Origin of the sequence: Rhodococcus sp. BP-349 (assembly GCF_019835845.1) — a bacterium.
Lineage (GTDB): Bacteria > Actinomycetota > Actinomycetes > Mycobacteriales > Mycobacteriaceae > Rhodococcoides.
This window is the reverse complement of the sequence record NZ_JABUDR010000001.1, coordinates 1539560-1561156: the sequence shown is the minus strand read 5'-3', so window position 1 is coordinate 1561156 and position 21597 is coordinate 1539560. Positions and strand designations below refer to the sequence as shown.

Below are 21597 nucleotides of genomic sequence, written 5' to 3'. Positions count from 1 at the left end.
GAGGGTCTCGGCCGGGGGTGGGTCACGCGCCGGGCAGGTCGAGGACCGGCACGAGGCGGCGGCGCAGATAGCCCCGGAGCGCGTCGTCGGAGCGGGTCGCCTCGCTGTCGAACTGCACCACGGACAGGAACATGCGGATGCAGAGGTCGGCGACTTCGTCGAGGTCGCCGCCGGCCTCGGCGGGCGCTCCCACCAGAGGCGTGAGGAAGGACCTGGTCAGGCTCAGCGCGTCGATCCCGAAGGCGGATCCGTCGTAGATCACCGTTCCACGGCCGGGATGCACCAGCGGCGCCAACGCCGGCGACGACCGGAACGCCGCACGCGCGGCGACCATGGCCTCGACGACGAACTCGGACACCGACTCCCGCTCTCCGACCGCGGACACGACGGACCCGATGACACGCGAACTCACGTCTTGCAACGCGTCCGACACCAGGGCGTCACGGGTACCGAAGTGCGCGTACACCGTCGGGCGGGAGACACCGGCCTCGTCGGCCACGGAACTGATGGTCACGCCGTCGAAACCACCGAGCTCGAGGCGTCGCACCGCCGCCGCGAGGATGCGTTCCCTCACGCGGGCGGTGGCTGCCATGCGGCGATGTCCACACCCATGGCGGTGCTCGGCGGTTCGTCGTACAACCACTCGCGCGCGATCCGCCCCCAGTTCGCGGTGGCACGAAGTTGCCCGAGGATGCCGAACGTCAGGAAGTCCGCGCGACGGGAGAAGACGTGCTCGGGCGGCAACCACTGCTTGGTCATGGTGCCGAAACTGCCCGATCGAGGGTCGACGGCGAGGACGAAACACGCCCCCGCCATCTCTGGCGTCACGGTAACCGACCCGTCGTTCAGACTGAGTTCCGCTGCTGCGCAGACGTAGTCGAGACAATCGCTCGCCGTCACGGCGGCGCCGGGGTCGAGAATTCCCCGCGCGGACATGGCGGTGAGCAGATCGTCTCCGCGCCCCTCGATCGCCGCTCGCAGGCACTCCCTCTCGAAACGCACGTCCGCCGGACTCATCCGCAGGTACAGACCGAAGTCGACGAAGGTGACCCGCCCGTCCCGAGCCAGCAGGACATTGCCCGGATGGGGGTCGCCGCAGAACTCGCCGAGCGTGTGCAGAGACCCGATGTAGAAGCGGAACACCGTCTCACCCACCCGGTCTCGCACCTCCGCCGACATCGCACGGATCTCGTCGAACGGCACCGCGTCGACGAACTCGGTCGTCAGGACCGCCGCGCCGCACCGCTCCGGCACGGTGTCCGGGATGAAGAAGTGCGGGTGCTCGCGATACAGGGCCGCGACCCTGCGCTGCGTCCGCTCCTCCGCCGGGTAGTCGAGTTCCGCCTCGAGGTTTCGGCGCAACTCGTCGACGACGGCACGGGAGGACAGCATCGGGATCGAGGCGGGCAACAGCTTGACGTAGAACGACAGATTCTTCAGGTCGGCCCGCACCGCGTCGTCGATACCGGGGTACTTCACCTTGACGGCCACCTCCCGGCCGTCGTGCAAGCGGGCACGATGCACCTGACCGATCGACGCGGCGGCGAACGGGCTCTCGTCGAACTCGGCGTAGAGCGACTCGATCGACTCGCCCAGATCCGCCTCGATCACGGTGCGCACGTCACCGAACGAGACGGTGGGTGCGCGGCTCTGCAACTCGGCGAGCTTGCGGTGGAACTCGTCGCGGTGCTCGTCGGGGACGAACGACAGGTCCAGCATCGACAGCATCTGGCCCAGCTTCATGGCCGCTCCGCGGAGACCGCCCAGGACGGTCACCAGCCGTTCGGCCGAGCGGACGGCCTCCTTCGCCGTGAGGGCGGCACGCAGTTCCTGGGTGCGACCCGCCATGCGTACTCGCATGGTGGCGTTGCGCGCCGTGCGACCCGCGACGAGGCGACCCACCTCGGCGCCCCGGGCCACCCTGGACGTCGGCATCTTCTCCGGCACGCCCTCAGTATCCCGCACCGTCCCTGCGCTCGATCGATCGCGGCACCGCGGACTCGGAAGTTTCTGGCGCACCGGACATCTCGGGCGCGCTATGTCCCACATCACGTTTTCTGGCGTCAGCGAGGGCCTACTCTTACTTTGAGTAACGATATACCGCGTGACGGGGACCGCGCATCGTCGATCAGAGGGGGAAACACATCATGACCAGCACCATCACATCAGAAGACACACGCACCGGCGCGGTCGCGGCCCGCGCGGCACGTCTGTTCGACACCGATCCCGAGGTGCGTGCCGCGGCCGCCGACCCTTCGGTGTCCGCGCAGGTGGCGGACCTGACGCCCGATCTGCACGCGATGGTCGAGGTGGTCATGGACCGCTACACCGATCGGCCCGCACTGGGTCGCCGCGCGTACGACGTCGAGGCCGGAGTCGACGGTCGCCGGGTGCGTCGGCTCCGGCAGCGGATGGACACCATCACCTACGGGTCGCTGTGGTCCGATGCCCTCGATCTCGCGACCGCGCTCGGCGACGTCGTCGCACCGGACACCTTCGTCGCGACCCTGGGATTCGCCGGCGCGGACTACGTCGTCGCCGAACTGGCGACGGTCCGGGCCGGTGCCGTCGCCGTTCCTCTCCAGTCCGGCGCTGCTCCCGGCCGCCTCGCCGACATCGCCGCCGAGGTCGAGCCCGTCGCGCTCGTCGTCGACAGCGAACAGCTGTCGACCGCCACTGCCGTGGCCGACGCGTGCCCGAGCATCCGCCGGATCGTCGTCCTCGACCACGACGACCGTGTGGACGACGACGTCGACCGCCTCGCCGAGGCACGGCGATCCGTACCGGGCACCGTCCTCGCGATCGAGACACTCCGGGACGCGATCGCGCGCGGCCGCACCCTCCCCCGTCTCGCCGGCCCCGAGGCCGTCGATCCCGAGCGGATCGCCACGTTGATCTACACCTCCGGCAGCACCGGCACTCCGAAGGGCGCGATTCACACCCAGCGCATCGTCTCCCGCCTGTGGTCGACGTCCCACTGGTACGAGCAGAGCGCGGAGTCCGACCAGGCGGGGCGACCCGGCGCGATCACGCTGGACTACCTGCCCATGAGCCATCTCGCCGGTCGGGCGGTGGTGTTCACGACCCTGGCCGCCGGCGGCATCGTGTACTTCGCGAGTTCGAGCGATCTGTCCACGCTCCTCGACGATTACGCGCTCGCCCGTCCTACCGTGGCCATGCTGGTCCCCCGCGTGTGCGATCTGCTGCGTCAGACGGCCCTCGGACGCATCGAGACCCGGTCGCATCGCACCGGCGAGAGCGCGGACGCGGTCCGCGCCGAGGTTCTCGAGGACATGCGATCCACCACTCTCGGTGGCCGCATTCTCTCCGCGGTGGTGGGCACCGCGCCGACCTCCCCCGAGGTGATCGAGTTCGTCTCCGAACTGCTGGACACGACGGTGCAGAACAACTACGGCTCCACCGAGGCCGGCATGGTGCTGTTCGACGGCGTCGTGCAGCGGCCGCCGGTGCTCGAGTACCGCCTCGACGACGTTCCCGAGCTCGGATACGCCACGACCGACCGCCCGCACCCGCGCGGTGAGCTTCTCCTCAAGACCGATTCCCTCGTGCCCGGCTACTACAAGCGGCCGGACGTGACGGCCGAGATGTTCAGTGCAGACGGCTTCTATCGCACCGGCGACGTGGTCGCGGAGACGGAGCCGGACCATCTCGTGTACGTCGACCGGCGCAAGAACGTGCTGAAGCTGGCGCAGGGTGAATTCGTCGCTCTCTCGCGTCTCGAGTCGATCTACGCGTCCGCCGACGCCGTCGACCAGATTCATCTGCACGGCAGCGGCGAGCGGTCCTATCTTCTCGGCGTGGTCGTGCCCGCCGACGGAGCCGACGTCGCCACCGTGCTCGACTCCCTGCAGGCACTCGCGCGCGACGAGCAGCTCGAGTCCTACGAGGTTCCGCGGGACATCGTCCTGGCCGAAGAACCCTTCACGCAGGAGAACGGGTTGCTCTCGGGAGCCAACAAGCAGCTGCGTCCCGCGCTGACGGCGCGCTACGGCGAGGCGCTCGAGGGCAGGTACCGCGAGATCGACGAGGGCCAGACGGCGAAGATGAGCGAACTCCGCCGTCGCGGCGCCGACGCCTCCGTCCTGGAGACCGTCGGTGAGGCCGCCGCGGCACTGCTGGGATGCGCCGGCACCGAGATCTCGCCGGACGCCCACTTCACCGATCTCGGCGGTGACTCGTTGTCCGCGTTGACGTTCGCGACCCTGCTGCAGGACATCTTCGACGTGGACGTCCCCGTCACGGTCGTCATCGCACCATCGTCGGATCTCGCGGCCATCGCGAACCACATCGAGCGGCGCCGCGGTGCCGCGGACTCCACGGGAGCCCCGACCTTCGCCTCGGTGCACGGAGCGCACGCGACGCAGGCCCGTGCCGACCAGCTGACGCTGACCGCCGTCCTCGGCGACGAGTTCCTGTCGTCCGCAGGTGATGTCGGGCCGGTGCGCACCGATACCCGGACGGTCTTGCTCACGGGCGCCAACGGATACCTCGGGCGCTTCCTGTGCCTGGAGTGGCTCGAACGCCAGGCCGCGGTCGGCGGCACCGTCGTGTGCCTCGTGCGCGGACGCACCGCGGCGGACGCTCGTGCCCGTCTCGACACCGCGTTCGACACCGGCGACCCGGCCCTGTGGTCGCGGTGGACGACGCTGGCCGACACCGCGCTCGAGGTCGTCGTCGGCGACGTGGGCGAGGCGAACCTGGGCGTGAGCGACGAGGAGTACGCGTCGCTGGCCGAGCGGGTCGACCGCATCGTGCATCCCGCGGCGCTCGTCAATCACGCGCTGCCGTACGAGCAGTTGTTCGGCCCCAATGTGATCGGCACCGCCGAGATCGCCCGGCTCGCCCTGACGCATCACCTCAAGCCGGTGACCTACCTGTCCACCGTGGCCGTCGCGGCGGGCGTCGAGGCCTTCTCCGAGGACGGCGACATCCGCGAGATCAGTCCGGTCCGCGCCCTCGACGAGTCGTACGCCAACGGATACGGCACCTCCAAGTGGGCGGGTGAAGTGTTGCTGCGCAACGCCTCCGACGCCTTCGGACTCCCCGTGACCGTCTTCCGTTCGGACATGATCCTGGCGCACCCCCGGTGGACCGGTCAGCTCAACGTCCCGGACATCTTCACCCGCACGGTGCTGTCGCTGATCGCCACCGGAATCGCCCCGGAGACGTTCTACCGGCAGGACACGGGCGCACCCGTCGACGATGCAGGGCGGCCGCGCGCACACTACGACGGACTCCCCGCCGATTTCACCGCAGCGGCGATCACCGAGCTCGGTGGCAGCGCGACGTCGGGACACCGGACTTTCGACGTGCTCAATCCGCACGACGACGGCATCTCTCTTGACACCGTCGTCGACTTAATCATCCAGTCCGGCAGAAAGATTCGGCGTATCGCCGACTACGACACGTGGTTCGCCGAGTTCTCCGACGCGCTCGAGTCCCTGCCGTCGGCGCAGCGGTCCGCCTCGGTGCTGCCGCTGCGGCACGCCTACGCGCGGCCGGACCTGCCGACCGCCGGGTCACCCCTGCCGGCCGAGGTGTTCCGTGCCGCGGTCCGCGACACGTCGACACCGGGGTCGGCACTGGCGGACATCGACGACATCCCGCACCTGTCGCGCGATCTCGTCGCGAAGTACGTGCGTGATCTCGAGGCGCTGGGGTTGATCCCGACGCTCTGACAGCCGATCAGCGTCCGGTGCGTGACCGAACGAGCCGGACGGCGGGATCGAGGATCCGATGGCGTGCGAGCGCGAACACTGTCCCCACGGGGGAGCTCGCACCGCCACCGGATCCTCGCCGCGCCGCGGTGAAGGCGTCGATCCCGTTGCGCTGCAACGACGACAGCATCGTCTTCGCCACGGGCCGAGCCGGATCCGGATCCTTGCCGGCTCCCATCAGATGCAACTGATCGGTGTGCCACTGCAGATCGAGCAGTCCCCCCAGCGACCGGACCGAACGGTGGGTCGCGAAGCGGGCCGGCACAGGAACGGAGATGGACGGGCTGGGCAGTGCAGTGACGGTGCCGTCGAGAACGTCCCGTGCCGCTCCGGGCAGGACGGCGGTCGGGCGGCCGAGTCCCACCATCTGACACGCACCGGACCGCACCGCGTCCGACATTCCGTCGCGCGTGCGGAACCCACCGGTCACGGCGAGCGGGATGTGGGGAGCGAGGTCGCGCACCGTCACGGCGTAGTCGAGGAAGTACGCCTCGCGCGACGCCGTACTGGCCGACACCGCGGTGCCCATCATCGCGGGCGACTCGTAGCTGCCGCCGCTGATCTCGATGAGGTCGACCGGCAGATCACCGATCATCGAGACCACCTCGCGGGACTCGTCCTCGCTGAAACCGCCGCGCTGGAAGTCTGCCGAGTTGAGCTTGATGCCGACGGCGAAGCCCGGGGAGACGGCGGCGCGTACTCGTCGCACCACCTCGAGCAGGAAACGCGCACGGCCCTCGATGTCGCCGCCCCACTCGTCGGTCCGCAGGTTCGTCAGGGGAGAGAGGAACTGGCTGACGAGGTAGCCGTGGGCGGCGTGGATCTGCACTCCGTCGAAGCCCGCCTCCTCGGCCACCGCGGCCGTCGTCGCGAACCGCGACAGGATGTCCTCGATCTCCGCGCCGGTCGCTGCGCGGGGCGCGGGGATCCCGGGAATGTCCAGGCCCACCGCGGACGGGGCCAGGGTGCCGCCGACCGTCGTCACCGGATTGCCCTGTCGCCCGGGGTGGTTGATCTGCATCCAGATCGGACTGCCGCCGTCCTGCGCCGTCTTCGCCCACCGGGAGAGGGCGTCCAGATCGCGGCCGTCCGCGACCGCGACGTTGCCGGGCTCGCCCAGGTGCCGATGGTCGACCATGACGTTCCCGGTGACGAGGAGTCCGTAGCCGCCGTCGCCCCATCGACGGTAGAGACGCGACAGCCTCTCGTCCGGAGCGTTGTCGCGGGTCCCGAGCGCTTCGCTGAGCGCGGATTTCATGATCCGGTTGGGCAGCACCTGTCCGTTGGGCAACGTCAGCGGTGTGGACAGCGACACGTCAGGCATGGAACCCCTCGTCGGATGAATGGGTGCTCGGGTGGGTGGATCCGTTCCCCGGAGTACACCAGATGTGGTGTGATGATAGCTGTCATCACTTGCCGCGGCGGCCGTACACGGGCGCCCCACCCCTCGGGAGCGCGATGCGCAGCGTCACGGTCGTCATCATCGGCAGCGGATTCGGTGGGCAGTGCGCCGCCATCGAACTGCTGCGTCGCGGCATCGACGACATCGTCGTCCTGGAACGACGCGAGTTCGCCGGCGGAACGTGGCGGCAGAACTCCTACCCCGGAGCGGCCGTCGACGTGCAGAGCCCGCTCTACTCGATCGCGTCCGAGCCGTACGACTGGTCGCAGATGTTCGCGGTGCAGAGCGAGCTCGAGGACTACACCCGCCATGTCGTGGACAAGCACGGTCTCGACGATCTCACCGTGCTCGGTGCCGAGGTGCAACGCATCGAGTGGGTCGACGACTCGTGGCACGTCACCACCACGGCGGGTGACTATCGCGCGCAGTTCGTCGTCAACGCGACCGGTCCGCTCAGCACGCCTGTCGTTCCGCCCTTCCCGGGTCGCGAGAGTTTCGCGGGCGCCCAGTTCCACACCAACGCGTGGGACCACGACGTCCCCCTCGCCGGCAGACGTGTCGCCATCGTCGGCAGTGGTGCGAGCGCGGCACAGATCATCCCGGCCGTTCAGCCCGAGGTGGGCGAGCTCCACGTCTTCCAACGCTCCCCGCACTGGGTGATGCCCCGACCCGATCGGAAGTTTCGACCCTGGGAACGCCGTGCCCTGCGGGTGGGCTTCGTGCGTCGAGCACTGCGCGCGGCCATCTACTGGAAGCTCGAGGCCCGGATCATCGGCTTCAAGTACTCGAAGCTCGGCCTCTGGCTGTTCGCCGAGCGTCACGCACGGAACCTGCTCCGCACGCAGGTGGCGGACCCCGATCTCCGGGCCAGGCTGACACCGGACTACACGATCGGGTGCAAGCGGATCATCCTGTCCAACACGCTGTATCCCGCCATCAGCTCCCCGAACACGACGCTGCACGACCGCGACGACGGCATCGCCGAGGTCACCCCCACCGGCATCACCACCGCGACGGGGCGCGAGATCCCTCTCGACGTCATCGTGTGGTCCACCGGGTACGACGCCACCGACGGCGTCATCTCCTACCCGGTCATCGGTCGGGACGGCACCGCGCTGCGGGACGTGTGGTCCGACTACCCGAGGGCCTACCTGGGCACGACCGTTCCCGACTTCCCGAACCTGTTCATCGTCACAGGGCCCAACACCGGGATCGGTCACACGAGCGCCATCTTCGTCATCGAGGCCCAGATGCGGTACGTCATGTCGGCGATCGAGCACGCTCGGCGGACGTCGTCGCGCACGGTGGAGGTCACCCGCGCCGCCGAGGAGCGCTACACGGCGATGATCCACGACGAGATGACACGCACGGTGTGGCAGAACGGCGGCTGCACGAGCTGGTACAAATCCGCGTCCGGACGCGTGATCGCCATGTTTCCCGGCTTCAGCTTCACCTACCGCAGACTGGCCGGCTCGTTCCGAGGCGACGACCACGTCCTGCGGCCCGCATCGACCGACACCGAGAGAGTGGCAGCATCATGACCCTTAGCACCCCCGGCAGGTTCCGAAGGTCCCCCCGACTACGCCTCGCGGGGCGCGTGGCCGTCGTGACGGGGGCCGGCGGCGGCATCGGGTCAGCCGTCGCACGCGAACTCGTCTCCCGCGGCGCGGCGGTCGCGCTGCTCGACGTCGCTCCGTCCGTCGACGACGTCGCCCGTGACCTGGGCGACCGGGCGATCGCCCTCCGTGTGGACGTGACGTCCCCCGACGAACTGCGAGCGGCCGTCGTCACCGTCCGCGATCGGTTCGGTGGGATCGACGTGGTGCACGCCAACGCGGGCATCTCGAGCGGCGACACCGCGTACACCGTGTCGACCGTTCCCGACGGCGTCTTCGAACGCGTCGTCTCGGTCAACCTCAACGGAGTGTGGAACACGATCCGGGCGACACTGCCGGACGTCGTCGCCGCCCGCGGCCACGTGCTGATCACGTCGTCGACCTACGCCTATCTCAACGGCCTGGCGAACGCTCCGTACGCCGCGACCAAGGCCGCGGTGGAGCAGATCGGTCGCGCCCTGCGTGCCGAGCTCGCTCACACGGGCGCGACCGCGGGAGTCCTGTACCCGGGGTGGGTCGCGACCCCCATCGCGGACGTGGCTTTCGGCGCCGACGACATCGCGACCGCTCTGGTGGCGCGAGCCTTCCCCGCACCCCTTCTCACGCCCATCTCCCCCGAGGCTCTCGCGGCGGGAGCGGTGGACGGTATCGAGCGACGAGCAGCACGGATCCAGCTTCCGGGAAGGTGGCGGGCCTATTCGGCGATGCGCGGGATCGCGAACCCGCTGTCCGATCTCGCGCTGGCAAAAGATCCGACCACCCGAAACCTGGTCGCGCGGCTCGAGCGCCGCAGCCGTTGATTCGGCTATTTCCCGGTTTGTGACCCGCACACTGGTCATTGGTACCGACCGTGTCCGTTCTCACGGGTACTGTCCCGATGCATGATGCTCGCCGCTCTGCTCAGGGAATGCTGGTCCGCCCAGCGTGACACGCAGCAGTTGCGGCTCTTCATAGAGTCGCGCGGCCTCGCGCGATGGATGCGTGGGCTGATCTCCTGCCTCACCCTCGTCGTCACGGCCATCGCTGTCCTGTCGCTCGGATCGCCGTCCGGAGCCCAGGGTCTCGCGGATCGAGCCGTCGTCGTCGTCACCATCGTGGGTGGAATCGGCTGGGCCGTGCGCTGGAACGTCGCGCACTGGCCGTCCTTCCGCGAATCGGTCGTCTTCTTCGCCTACGCCGACGTCGCCATCGCCGTGGTCTGCTTCCTCGACTCGAGCTCGCTCGCCGGCTTGAGCGGTGCCGGTCTGCTGGTGCTCCTCGGGACCTACGCGACCTTCCTGCTGGGGCCACGGGTGTTACTCGCGCACGTCGTGTGGTGCGCATTCACCATCGCGGTGCTCGCCGTCAAGGTCGCGCTCGACCCCGAGTACGACCTGGCGATCGCCGCCGCCAAGGCGATCATGCTGAGTGTCGTCGGCGTGGTGGTCCCCATCGTGATCGAACTGGGTGTCCATCTCATCCGCGTCGACGCGGACAAGTCGTTGACCGATCCGCTCACCGGTCTGAGCAATCGCCGGGGGCTCGAGTCGCGACTGATGCTTCTCGCCGACGACATGCGTTCCACGACCACCCGCGCCGCCGCTGCCCGTCCCGTGGCCGCCGTGATCGTGCTCGACCTCGACAAGTTCAAGGCGATCAACGACGAACTCGGACACAACGTCGGTGACGAGGTGCTCGTACGCGTGGGACGCAGCCTGGTGCGCGCGGCCGGATCCACCGCCGTGGTCACACGCCACGGCGGCGAGGAGTTCCTCGTCTTCGATCTGTACGACGACGCGCTCGCGGCGCTCCGGGCCGCCCGCGCCGTCCGCGACGCGGTGGCGGAGAGGATCCCGGGGCCGGCGGTCACCGCGAGCGTCGGGCTCGCGATGGCGAGCACCACCGCACTGCTGCACGACCGCCGCCGCCTGTCGGCCACACTCACCGAACTCGTCGATCGGGGTGACACCGCGATGTACCGGGCGAAGCGATCGGGTGGGCACTGCGTCGCTGTGGACGGGGGAACGGCGCGCGGCCTCGCGTCGACCGGTTGAATGGGGGCGTGACCGATCCATCGCCCGCACGTACCTACGGCGGGGAGAGCGCCGAGGAGCGCACGGCTCGTCGCCGGCGCCAACTGCTCGACGCGGGGCGCGCGTCCTTCGGATCGGTGGGTTTCCGAGCCTCGACAGTGCGCGGCATCTGTCGTGACGCGCACGTCGCCGACCGCTACTTCTACGAGCTGTTTCCGACACTCGAGGACCTTCTGGTCGCGGTGTACCGGGAATGTATCGACACCCTGACCCGATCCACCACGGCGGCGGTCGACGACCTGCCCGCCGGGACGGACCCGCTGACGCTCTCGCGTCACGGCCTCGACGGCTTCTTCCGCGCCGTGGAGGACCGTGAGCTCGCACGGATCGTGTGGCTCGAGGTGCTCGGGGTGAGTCCGCGGGTGGACCGCACGTATCTCGATACGATGCACGGATTCGGTGAGCTGATGGTGGGGCTCCTCGGTCGCCACACGCCGGACATTGCCGTCGGTAGTTCCCTCGACAGGTTGGCCACCGCCGCTGTCGGCGGCATCAGCCACACCGCCATGACCTGGCTCATGGACGGATACCGAGCGGACAGAACCGATCTCGTTCACGGGACCGCCCGGTTCCTCGCCGCGGTGGTCGGTGCGGCCGAGCCGGAGTAATTCGGTCGACGCGGTCCCCCCTCGGGTGTTTCAGTGGTGCTGACACCGACCACGACACGAGGACTCGCGCATGTATCCCACCGATCCCGACGTGTTCCTGCTCGTCCGACGGCAGGAACACGCGACCTTCACCCGCGACGCCGAGCACCGGCGCGTGGCTCGCGCCCGCGCACGTCTCGTCCGCGACGAACTCCGCGTCCAGCGCGCATGGGAGGAACTGACGGCGGCACTGGCCGAGTCCGCGCAGTCGCGGCAGTCCCTGGCCGACCTGGTGCACAGCAGCCGCTGAGTCAGCGTTCGATGCCCCGAAGTTCGATGCCCCGACGTTCGATGCCCCGACGTTCGATGCCCCGAAGGAGGATGTCGACGGCGGCCTCGATGGTGGCGTCGTCGGGCAGCGTCCCGTACATCAGCGTCGGGCAGACCACGGAGCCGGACAGCATGGACACCGCCGCCTCGAGCTCCGGGCCCTGGATCACCGCACCGAGCATCTGCCGAGTGTGCTTCTCGCCGTCGTCGACGATGCGGCGGCGCACTCGGCCGATCTCGGCGACGGTGGCCCCCCACTGCGCCATCGCCATGAGCACGCGATCGAGTCGCTGCGTCGCAATGGCGTCGCGCAGCATCCGGAGCTCACCGATCAGGTCCGTGCGGACATCCCCGACCAGGTCGTGATGCGGCATGTCGCCGATCGCCTCGAGAGCCATGGTGAGCAGGTCGGACCGGGACGGCCAATGCGTGTACAGCGTGGTCTTGGAGTATCCGGCCACCCGCGCGACGTGCGCATGGGTCACCGCCTCCCACCCCTCACCCGTGAGTACCTCGAGCGCAGCGCGCGCGACGTCCCCGCGCGTGCGAGCGACGCGGGCGTCCTCTGCCACGACATCTGATCCGGTTCCGTTCACGTCCGACGGGGTATGACTCATCGCGTCACTCACCTCCTCGGTCGCTGTGCTTCGAAATTCGGGCATCGAACTTCGAGGGTTGAAGTTACGCGATTGTCGGGTACAGACCTATTGAACTAAATGTTCATTACTGTACTGTTGGACCAGCTTCGTGCACGGCATTTCGACCGCGAACTCCCCCACCATCATTCGCGACGGGTCATCCGTCGCCTCGGGCCTCGGCGCAGCACAGCGTCGGGCCGGTCCACGGAAGGACACCGATGTCTGCCATCCTCTTCGGCTCCATCAGCACTCTCGCCGACACGTCCGAGCTCCAGCGACGCGCCTTCAACGAGGCGTTCTCCTCGCACGGGCTCGACTGGAACTGGTCACGCGAGGACTACCGGTCCATGCTCGGGTCCAACGGCGGCGCGAACCGGATCGAGGACTTCGCGGCGTCCGAGGGCGTCGAGGTCGACGCCTCCGCGGTGCACGCGACCAAGTCGGAGATCTTCCGGTCCCTCCTCTCCTCGGCCGGTGTGAGCCCGCGACCCGGCGTCGTGGACACCATCGCCGCGGCGAAGAAGTCGGGCGCCAAGCTCGGTTTCGTCACGACCACGTCGAAGGAGAACGTCAGCGCCGTGCTCGAGGCGCTGTCCCCCGAGGTCTCTCGCGACTCGTTCGACGTCCTCGTCGACGCGGACGACGTCGAGCAGGGCAAGCCCGACCCCGCGTCCTACGCCTTCGCCCTCGACAAGCTGGGCGAACAGCCGTCCGCGTGTGTCGCGATCGAGGACAACGCCGGTGGTGTGGCCGCCGCAGCCGCAGCCGACATCACCTGCGTCGCGTTCCCCAACGAGAACACGGCCGGCAGCGACTTCTCCTCGGCATCGGAGACGGTCGAATCCCTCGACCCCGCTCGCATCGAATCTCTGGTGACGGCTCGACAGTGACCCTCACCGGTCGACTCCACACCCTGTCGAGTCACATCCACGCCAACCCCGGTTCACCCGTCGAGCGCGACGCTCGCGAACCGTTTTCCTCGGGAGAGAAGTAGTGAGCAACCTCCAGGCACGTGTCACCGCAGACGATCGCACCTTCCACGTCGAGGGATACGAGAAGATCGAGTACGACCTCGTGTACGTCGACGGTGTCTTCGACACCGCGAACACCGAGCTCGCGGACAGCTACCGGCCGTACGGCCGGTGTCTCATGGTGGTGGACGACAGTGTTCTCGCGCTGTACGGCGACGCGATCCACACCTACTTCCGCCATCACGAGATCGCGCTCACCATCGTCCCGGTGCAGATCCGGGAGACGGCGAAGTCGATCGAGACCTTCGAACGGATCGTGGGCGAGTTCGATCGCTTCGGCCTGGTGCGCACCGAGCCGGTTCTGGTCGTCGGCGGCGGACTCACGACGGACGTCGCCGGCTTCGCGTGCGCCAGCTACCGCCGGAACACGCCGTACATCCGCATCCCCACGACACTGATCGGTCTCATCGACGCCAGCGTCAGCATCAAGGTCGCCGTCAACTACGGCAAGCACAAGAACCGTCTCGGCGCGTACCACGCCTCGCAGAAGGTGTTGCTGGACTTCAGCTTCCTGGGCACCCTGCCGGAGGACCAGGTCCGCAACGGCATGGCGGAACTGATCAAGATCTCCGTCGTGGGCAACCTCGAGATCTTCGAGATGCTCGAGAAGCACGGCCCGGAGCTGCTGGCGACGCGATTCGGTCACCTGAACGGCACCGCGGAACTGCGCGAGATCGCCGACCGCCTCACCTACAAGGCCATCGCGACCATGCTGGACCTGGAAGCGCCCAATCTCCACGAGATCGACCTCGATCGCGTGATCGCTTTCGGCCACACCTGGAGTCCGACGCTCGAGCTCACCCCGCCCGCGCCGTTCTTCCACGGACACGCCATCAACATCGACATGGCGCTGTCCACCACCCTCGCGGAACAGCGCGGCCACATCACGGCCGACGACCGCGACCGCGTGCTCGGCGTCATGAGCGGGATCGGGCTCGCGCTCGACAGCTCGTACCTGACGGCCGACCTGCTCGCCGAGGCCACGTCGTCCATCCTCAAGACCCGGGACGGGATTCTCCGCGCGGCGGTGCCGGCGCCCATCGGGTCCTGCGAGTTCCTGAACGACGTGACCGTCGACGAGCTGTCGGACACGCTCACCCTGCACAAGAAGATCTGCCTCGAGCACGACCGCGACGGCGACGGCGTGGACATGTTCACCGCGCCACAACCGGAGGTCGCGGTCGGTTCGTCCCACGATGAGTGATGCACGGCCGGTCACACCGACCACCATCGCCGCGGCCGAGCTGACGGAGCTGTGCCGGGACCTCGACGACCTCGGGGTCCCGGCAGCCGTTCTCGGCCGCGCTCGGCGTGCGCGTGACGTGATCGCGGGCCTCGACCCGTACCTGGACGAGTGCACCACCCCGGAATCACCCGCTCTCGCGGATCTGGCCGCACGCACCCGATCCGCGGAATGGTCAGGCAGCGCGCTCGAGCAGGAGATGCTGTCCGGCCACGTCGAGGGACGTTTCCTCGACTTCCTCGTGCGGATGACCCGCGCCACGTCGGTCCTCGAGATCGGCATGTTCACGGGGTACTCCGCTCTCGCCATGGCCGAGGCACTTCCACCCGGCGGAAGCATCGTCGCCTGTGAACTGGACGAACCCGTCGCGGCGTTCGCCCGCCAGTGCTTCGACGCTTCGCCGGCAGGCGACGCGATCGAGATTCTCGTCGGTCCTGCGGCGGAGTCCCTCACCCGTCTCGCCGAGGAGGGACGCCGGTTCGACCTGGTGTTCATCGACGCCGACAAGGCCGGGTACCTCGGATACCTGACGGCGCTTCTCGACTCCGAGCTGCTGACGCCGGACGCCGTGGTCGCCGTCGACAACACACTCCTGCAGGCCGAGCCGTACCTCGGTACGGCCATGTCCAGCAACGGTTCCGCCATCGCGGAGTTCAATCGCGCCGTGGCGGCGGACCCTCGCGTCGAGCAGGTCCTGGTCCCTCTGCGGGACGGACTGACGCTCATCCGTCGATCGAGCGCATCGTGACGAGCGTCGGCCGGTCCGTGGCGGTCCTCGTCGGCTCGCTCGTCACCGTCCCGCTCGACCTCGTACCCGTCCTGGCGGCACTCGCCCGACCGCGCACGGCACCCGGCTCGCCTGCCGCACAGCGTAGGACCGTCGTGATCAACGGCGGCAAGATGACCAAGGCGCTGCAACTCGCGAGATCGTTCCACGGCGCCGGCCATCGGGTGGTACTGGTCGAATCGGCCAAGTACCGGTACACCGCGCATCGGTTCTCCCGAGCGGTCGACGTGTTCCACACCGTCCCCGAGGCGTCGGAACCCGGATACGCGCGCGCGATCGCCGACATCGTGCTGAGCGAGAGTGCGGACGTGTTCGTGCCGGTGTCGAGCCCGGCGTCCAGCGTGCCGGACGCCGAGGTCGGCCGTCTGCTCGACGGCCGGTGCGACGTGGTCCACGTCGACTCGGCCACCGTGCGCATGCTCGACGACAAGGTGCAGTTCTCGAAGGTCGCGGAGTCGCTCGGTCTGCGCGTGCCGGAATCACACCTCGTCACCGACCGTCGGCAGGTCGAGGACTTCGACTTCCCCGACGGCCGTACCTACATCCTCAAGCGCATCGCGTACAACCCGGTGGGTCGTATGGACCTCACGCCGTTGACGGGACGGGACCGCGCGGCGAATGCCGCGTTCGTCTCCCGGCTCGACATCTCGGACGAGGATCCGTGGATCATGCAGGAGTTCGTCACCGGTCAGGAGTACTGCACCCACTCGACTGTCCGCAACGGGCGCGTGCAGGTGTACGGGTGCTGCGAGTCGTCGGCGTTCCAGATCAACTACGCCATGGTGGACAAGCCCGAGATCCGGTCGTGGGTGGAGCATTTCGTCGGCGAGCTCGGGCTCACGGGCCAGGTGTCCTTCGACTTCATCGAGGCGGCGGACGGCCACGCCTACGCCATCGAGTGCAATCCGCGTACGCATTCGGCCATCACGATGTTCCACGATCACCCGGACGTGGCGGCCGCGTACCTCGACGACGGGCACCCCGTCATCACGCCGCTCCCGTCCGCCCGGCCGACCTACTGGATCTACCACGAGATCTGGCGGCTGCTCACCCAGCCTGGCCGCCTCGCCCGCGCCCGCACCATCGCCACCGGGAAGGACGCGGTGTTCACGCGGTGGGATCCGTTGCCCTACTTCATGCTTCACCACCTCCACATGCCGTCGCTGATCTGGGCGAACCTTCGCGCCGGTCGCTCGTGGAGCCGCATCGACTTCAACATCGGCAAACTCGTGGAGGCCGGCGGTGACTGACGACACGGCTTTCGTCCACCCGACCGCACGGGTGACCGTGCTGCACCTCGCGGGGTCCGCCGAGGACGAGTTCCACTCGGACCTGTCGCGGGTGTACGCCTCGGACGCGCTGTCCGCGCTCGCCGATCCCGCACGGTACGAGTTCCACGTCGCACTGGTCTCGCCCGACCGCACGTGGCGCTTCCCAGTCGATCTCACCGACGACGCGGTGGCGGCGGCTCCGCCTCTGTCGCTCGCGGACGCGCTGCACCACATCGAGGCTCTGGGTGTCGACGTCGTCGTGCCGCAGATGTTCTGCCTGCCCGGCATGACGTCCTACCGGGCGCTGGTCGACGTCGCGGGTCTCGCTCTGCTGGGCAACACCGCCGACGTGATGGCACTCGCGGCGGACAAGGCGCTGACCCGAGCGGTGGTCGCTGCGGCGGGCGTTCCGGTGCCGGAGGGCCACGTAGTCGTCGTGCCCCCGGACGCACCACAGTCAGGCACGCGGTCGCCCGTCCCGTTACCGGTGGTCGTCAAGCCGGTGGACTCCGACAACTCGGTCGGGGTGTCGCTCGCGCGTACCGCCGACGAGTACACGGACGCGCTCGCGGACGCTGCGCGGTTCTCCCGCCGGGTGCTGGTGGAGCGCTACGTCGAGTTGGGACGTGAGGTGCGCTGCGGCATCGTCGTTGTGGACGGTGAACCGGTGTGCCTGCCGCTCGAGGAGTACGCCGTGGACGCGGACGATCGGCCGATCCGCACACGCGAGGACAAATTGTCCCGCGACGAGGACGGCGCGCTGTACCTGGTGGCCAAGAACGCCACGAAGGCCTGGATCGTCGCCGAGGACGATCCGATCACGGAACGGGTCCACGCGGTGGCCCTGGAGTGCCACCGAGCGTTGGGGTGTCGGCACTACAGCCTCTTCGACTTCCGGGTGGACCCCGACGGTCGACCGTGGTTTCTCGAGGCCGGCCTGTACTGCTCCTACGCGCGGGGCAGCGTGGTCGCGGTGATGGCCGCGGCCGCGGGAATGACTCTCGAGGACCTGTTCGCCGCAGGACTGCGCGAACTCTCGATCGAAGGAGCACGATGATGCGACACACCACCCTCGAACCCGTCGGCGCACTCGTCGAGGACGTCCGGGTGGAGGACCTCGACGCGGCGGGGATCGACGAGACACGCCGCCTCGCAGCAGATCACGGCGTCGTCGTCTTCCGGGGGCAGTCGCTCGACGACGACCGTTTCACCGAGTTTCTCCGTGCGTTCGGCGACCTCGTGTTCACCGAGGGCGAGACACCGGTCCCCGGACACCCGGATCTCAACGTCATCAGCAACGTCGGCCGGACGACGACGCCGCGCTCCACCTTCCACGTGGACACGAGCTACGTGGCACACCCACCGGCGTACACCTCCCTCCGTGCGGTCACCGTGCCGTCGGAGGGAGGACAGACCGTCTTCAGCAACCAGTACCGCGCGTGGGACACACTGCCCGACGACCTTCGCGACGACCTCGTCGATCGCACGCTCACGCACGTCGTGACCGGTCTCGATCTCGCCGACGATGCCGAGTCGTCCGCAGTGCATCCGCTCGTGGCGACCCATCCGATCAGCGGACGGCGCTCGCTCTACCTGTCGACTCCCGCGCGATGCGCGTCGATCAGCGGGATGTCGCCCGACGAGACCGCCGAGACCGTCCGGTTCCTCTACGACCACTCCACCGCCGAGGACAACGTGCACCGTCACACGTGGCAGCCGGGCGACGTCGTCTTGTGGGACAACCGGTGCGTCATGCACCGGGCCGACCACAGCGGAGTGGTCGGCGACCGGGTGATGCACCGCGGTATGGCAACCGACGGTCGCGCTCGCTCCTGAGGCCGATCGTCAGCGCGCCAGGACAGCGGCCCCTCGCCGCACCACCATGTCGCGGAAGGCGAGGGCCTGCGCCGGCAGGGTGCGTGCGGGCCACACCACGCCGATGCGCCGCCGCGCCGCGGGGTCGTTCACCGCGATGTCGACCGTGGGCAGCGGGCCGGCGGGAGCGGTCGTGCGAGGGAGGACGCTGACGCCGAGCCCCGCCCCGACCAGCCCGCGCACGGTGTGGATGTCCTGCCCCTCGAAGGCGATGGTCGGGGCCATTCCCGCAGCGGCCCACAGTGTCTCGCAGAGAGAACGCATGCCGTACCCGTGTTCCATCGCCACGTACGGGTCGTCCGCCGTCTCCACGAGGTCCACCGATCGGCGGCCCGCCAGTCGGTGATCGGACGGGACGACCAACACGAGCCTCTCGTCGTACAGCCCGAAGGACGTGTCGGTGCCGTGTTCGGTGCCGAGCGCCACGAATGCGAGATCCGCGCTCCCGTCCTCCAATCTGTCGAGGCATCGGGCCCGCGCGCCCTGGTCGAGGGTGAACGTGACGGCGGGATGATCGGCGAGGAAGCGCTTGATGAGCAGCGGGAGCACGCCCTCGCCCACCGTGTTCTGGAAGCTGACCGAGATGCGGCCACGAGTGCGGGCGTCCTGCTCGGTCATGGCGTCGAGCCCGGCCTCGAGTTCGCGGACCGCCCGGTCGAGGAAGGGCATCAGTGCACGTCCCGCGGGCGTGAGGGCGATGCCCCGACCTCGACGCTCGACCACCGCCACGCCCAAGGCGGCGGACGCGCGGGCGAGCTGCCGACTCACGGTCGGCTGCGGCACACCGAGGACGTGCGCCGCCTCGGTGATGTGTTCGGTCTCCGCCACAGCGAGCAGTGTCGGTATCAGGGGCAGGAGAGCCTCGGCTTCCTCACGCATGACGCGAACGATACGCCTCGATCATGATTCCAGGAGATGCAATGCATTGGACGAATAGGTCGCGTCCGGCCTACCGTCGGATCTCGTGACCATCGACGAGGCGACCGACACCGACTGGGACGGACACACCCGCGGGTCCCGCGAGTACCGGAGGCTCGTCGCCGGGCTGCTTCTCGCCGGTGTCGCCACTTTCGCCCAGCTGTACTCCGTCCAGGGCATCCTCCCGCTCATCGCCTCGAACCTCTCGATCACGCCGTCGCAGTCCTCGCTCGCGGTGGGCTGCGCCACGGTCGGCGTCGCGGTCGCCGTACTGCCGTGGTCCGTGGTGGCCGATCGCGTCGGCCGGGTGCGCGCCATGAGCATCTCGATCGTCACAGCCACCGTCCTGGGCCTCGTCGTCCCGCTCTCCACGTCGTTGCCGATGCTGCTGACGGTGCGGTTCGTGGAGGGCGCCGCCCTCGGCGGGCTGCCGGCCATCGCGATCGCCTACCTCAGCGAGGAGGTGCACCGCCGGAACACCGCGGTGGCCGCGGCCACCTACGTCTCGGGCACCACGCTGGGAGGGCTGCTCGGCCGCATCGTCGCCGGACCCGTCGCCGAGTACACGAACTGGCGCATCGGAACACTGACGGTCTCGATCATCGCCGCCGTGGCCGCGATCGCCTTCCTGCGCCTCGCCCCCGCACCGCGGCGCGCGCTCCCTGCGCGGGACGGCGGCCCGGGGCTGGGTAAACGCGTCACCACACACGTCCGGGACCCCGGTATGCGCGCGCTGTTCGGGCAGGCGTTCCTGCTCATGGGCGGCTTCGTCACCGTCTACAACTATCTGGGCTTCCGCCTCGAGGCAGCCCCGTTCGGACTCCCCCAGTCGCTGATCAGCCTCATCTTCATCGCCTATCTCAGCGGAACCGTCTCGTCTCGCGTCGCCGGACAGCTGGCCGGCCGGTTCGGACGCTCCGCGGTGCTCGCCGGGTCGACGGGCGTCATGATCGCCGGGGTCGCCCTGACGATCGCGCACTCGCTGATCGTCGTACTCCTCGGCCTGGTGGTGTTCACGATGGGATTCTTCGCCGCGCACGCCATCGCGTCCGGATGGACCGGGCATCGCGCGACGGACGGGCGCGCCCAGGCGGCGTCGCTCTACAACCTCTTCTACTACGGCGGTTCGAGCATCGTCGGCTGGACGGGAGGCGTCGTGTATCAGGCCTACGGCTGGTCGGCCATGGCCGCGTTCGTCATCGCGCTGGCCGTCGTCGCCGCTCTGTGGGCACTGGTCCTGCGGTCGCCCGGCGCAGAGGCTCGGACGGCGTAGTCGCCGGGGTCCAGGATGTCGTTCATGTCGCGACGGACGAGCCGGACCATGAGCGGGAGCGGCAGGAACCGGGCCCCGAAGGCGACCTGGCGCGACCGGTGTCCGGTGACGATGCGCATCCGTCCGGACTCGACGTCCCGCACCACGCGCTCGGCCACCGCCTCGGGCGAGGTGGCGAAGTACTTCGCGGCGAACTGCTGGGATCCCTCGGCCCGCGAGATGTTGGTCGCCACGCCGCCCGGATGGACCAGGTGGACCGAGACGGTGGACCCGGCGAGTTCGGTCGCGAGGGCCTCGGTGAATCCCCGCACCGCGAACTTGCTGGCGCAGTAGTCGGTGTGGTTCGGCGTGCCCTGCAGTCCGAAGATGGAGGACACGTTCACCAGCGCAGCCGCCGGCCGCGACATCAGCTGCGGCAGGAAGGCGCGCGTCCCGTGCACCACCCCACCGAGATTGACCGCCATCACCCGGTCGTAGGACGCGTCGTCGAGATGCCAGGCGGGCCGGAAACCGCCCTCGATGCCGGCGTTGTTGACGACGACGGTCGCCGGGCCCACCTCTCGGGCGACGCGGGCGGCGAAGGCCGCGACGGCGTCGCGATCGGCCACGTCGTACACCTCGGTGAGCACCGTGCCGCCAGAGGGCAGGCTCGTCACCGTCTCCGCGAGGGCGTTGCCGTCGATGTCGCCGAGCGCGAGGACCGCCCCGCGTGCGGCGTAGGCCGCCACGTACGCGCGGCCCATGCCGGATCCGGCTCCGGTGATCACCACCACCTTGCCTGCGAGGTCCGCCAACGGTCTCCGTCGTCCCACCATC

Annotated in this window: 19 protein-coding genes; 13 read left to right on the top strand and 6 right to left on the bottom strand. The window is 69.0% G+C overall.

All coding sequences use genetic code 11. The features are described 5' to 3' along the window. Positions 1–22: 22 nt before the first annotated feature. Positions 23–592 carry a TetR/AcrR family transcriptional regulator gene (locus HQ325_RS07420; RefSeq protein WP_056447269.1) on the bottom strand — a complete coding sequence of 190 codons (570 nt, stop codon included), beginning with the start codon at positions 590–592 and terminating at the stop codon, positions 23–25. Further along, the gene (locus tag HQ325_RS07415; RefSeq protein WP_222627722.1) at positions 571–1947 is read right to left on the bottom strand and encodes an AarF/ABC1/UbiB kinase family protein; all 1377 of its coding nucleotides are present in this window, start codon (positions 1945–1947) and stop codon (positions 571–573) included. Before HQ325_RS07415 ends, HQ325_RS07420 begins: the two co-directional genes overlap by 22 nt. Positions 1948–2147: 200 nt before the next feature. On the opposite strand from HQ325_RS07415, the gene car reads away from it, so the two are divergent. Further along, a complete protein-coding gene (car, locus tag HQ325_RS07410) occupies positions 2148–5699 on the top strand; it encodes a carboxylic acid reductase (protein WP_222627720.1) in 3552 nt (1183 codons plus the stop codon). A 7-nt stretch (positions 5700–5706) separates the two neighbouring features. Here the strand turns inward: car and HQ325_RS07405 are convergent, their stop codons facing one another. Further along, positions 5707–7062, bottom strand: a complete 1356-nt coding sequence (locus tag HQ325_RS07405; RefSeq protein ID WP_222627718.1) for an NADH:flavin oxidoreductase/NADH oxidase family protein — start codon at positions 7060–7062, stop codon at positions 5707–5709. A 134-nt stretch (positions 7063–7196) separates the two neighbouring features. Here HQ325_RS07405 and HQ325_RS07400 point away from each other — a divergent pair, with 134 nt between their 5' ends. The 5 genes from HQ325_RS07400 (at position 7197) to HQ325_RS07380 (ending at position 11725) form a co-directional block, all read left to right on the top strand. Continuing rightward, on the top strand, positions 7197–8681 hold the full coding sequence (locus HQ325_RS07400) for an NAD(P)/FAD-dependent oxidoreductase (protein ID WP_222627716.1): 1485 nt from the start codon (positions 7197–7199) through the stop codon (positions 8679–8681). After that, positions 8678–9556, top strand: coding sequence for an SDR family NAD(P)-dependent oxidoreductase (locus tag HQ325_RS07395; protein WP_222627714.1), 879 nt, complete (start codon positions 8678–8680; stop codon positions 9554–9556). Before HQ325_RS07400 ends, HQ325_RS07395 begins: the two co-directional genes overlap by 4 nt. 81 nt (positions 9557–9637) lie before the next feature. Beyond that, on the top strand, positions 9638–10789 hold the full coding sequence (locus HQ325_RS07390) for a diguanylate cyclase (RefSeq protein ID WP_222627712.1): 1152 nt from the start codon (positions 9638–9640) through the stop codon (positions 10787–10789). Between the two features lie 8 nt (positions 10790–10797). Further along, complete coding sequence (locus tag HQ325_RS07385; protein ID WP_222627710.1) at positions 10798–11436, top strand: TetR/AcrR family transcriptional regulator; 639 nt, start codon at positions 10798–10800, stop codon at positions 11434–11436. 70 nt (positions 11437–11506) lie between these two features. Further along, the gene (locus tag HQ325_RS07380) at positions 11507–11725 is read left to right on the top strand and encodes a hypothetical protein (RefSeq protein ID WP_222627708.1); all 219 of its coding nucleotides are present in this window, start codon (positions 11507–11509) and stop codon (positions 11723–11725) included. A 1-nt stretch (position 11726) separates the two neighbouring features. On the opposite strand, the gene HQ325_RS07375 is transcribed toward HQ325_RS07380, so the two are convergent. After that, the gene (locus tag HQ325_RS07375) at positions 11727–12362 is read right to left on the bottom strand and encodes a TetR/AcrR family transcriptional regulator (RefSeq protein ID WP_222627706.1); all 636 of its coding nucleotides are present in this window, start codon (positions 12360–12362) and stop codon (positions 11727–11729) included. A 239-nt stretch (positions 12363–12601) separates the two neighbouring features. On the opposite strand from HQ325_RS07375, the gene HQ325_RS07370 reads away from it, so the two are divergent. The 6 genes from HQ325_RS07370 (at position 12602) to HQ325_RS07345 (ending at position 18551) form a co-directional block, all read left to right on the top strand. After that, the gene (locus HQ325_RS07370; protein ID WP_222627704.1) at positions 12602–13273 is read left to right on the top strand and encodes an HAD-IA family hydrolase; all 672 of its coding nucleotides are present in this window, start codon (positions 12602–12604) and stop codon (positions 13271–13273) included. 103 nt (positions 13274–13376) lie between these two features. Further along, complete coding sequence (locus tag HQ325_RS07365) at positions 13377–14618, top strand: sedoheptulose 7-phosphate cyclase (RefSeq protein ID WP_222627702.1); 1242 nt, start codon at positions 13377–13379, stop codon at positions 14616–14618. Beyond that, a complete protein-coding gene (locus tag HQ325_RS07360) occupies positions 14611–15405 on the top strand; it encodes an O-methyltransferase (protein ID WP_222627700.1) in 795 nt (264 codons plus the stop codon). Before HQ325_RS07365 ends, HQ325_RS07360 begins: the two co-directional genes overlap by 8 nt. Continuing rightward, positions 15402–16694, top strand: coding sequence for an ATP-grasp enzyme (locus HQ325_RS07355; protein ID WP_308014293.1), 1293 nt, complete (start codon positions 15402–15404; stop codon positions 16692–16694). Before HQ325_RS07360 ends, HQ325_RS07355 begins: the two co-directional genes overlap by 4 nt. Continuing rightward, a complete protein-coding gene (locus HQ325_RS07350; RefSeq protein WP_308014292.1) occupies positions 16687–17772 on the top strand; it encodes a D-alanine--D-alanine ligase in 1086 nt (361 codons plus the stop codon). The genes HQ325_RS07355 and HQ325_RS07350 overlap by 8 nt, the downstream gene beginning before the upstream one ends. Next, entirely contained in the window at positions 17769–18551 is a 783-nt protein-coding gene (locus HQ325_RS07345; RefSeq protein ID WP_261777732.1) for a TauD/TfdA family dioxygenase, read from the top strand. Before HQ325_RS07350 ends, HQ325_RS07345 begins: the two co-directional genes overlap by 4 nt. 9 nt (positions 18552–18560) lie before the next feature. Here the strand turns inward: HQ325_RS07345 and HQ325_RS07340 are convergent, their stop codons facing one another. Beyond that, on the bottom strand, positions 18561–19469 hold the full coding sequence (locus HQ325_RS07340; protein ID WP_222627698.1) for a LysR family transcriptional regulator: 909 nt from the start codon (positions 19467–19469) through the stop codon (positions 18561–18563). A gap of 85 nt (positions 19470–19554) precedes the next feature. Here HQ325_RS07340 and HQ325_RS07335 point away from each other — a divergent pair, with 85 nt between their 5' ends. Beyond that, complete coding sequence (locus HQ325_RS07335; protein WP_222627696.1) at positions 19555–20781, top strand: MFS transporter; 1227 nt, start codon at positions 19555–19557, stop codon at positions 20779–20781. Here HQ325_RS07335 and HQ325_RS07330 read toward each other — a convergent pair. Next, entirely contained in the window at positions 20676–21575 is a 900-nt protein-coding gene (locus HQ325_RS07330; protein ID WP_222627694.1) for an SDR family oxidoreductase, read from the bottom strand. The two genes, HQ325_RS07335 and HQ325_RS07330, sit on opposite strands and share 106 nt — an antisense overlap. Positions 21576–21597: the final 22 nt, after the last annotated feature.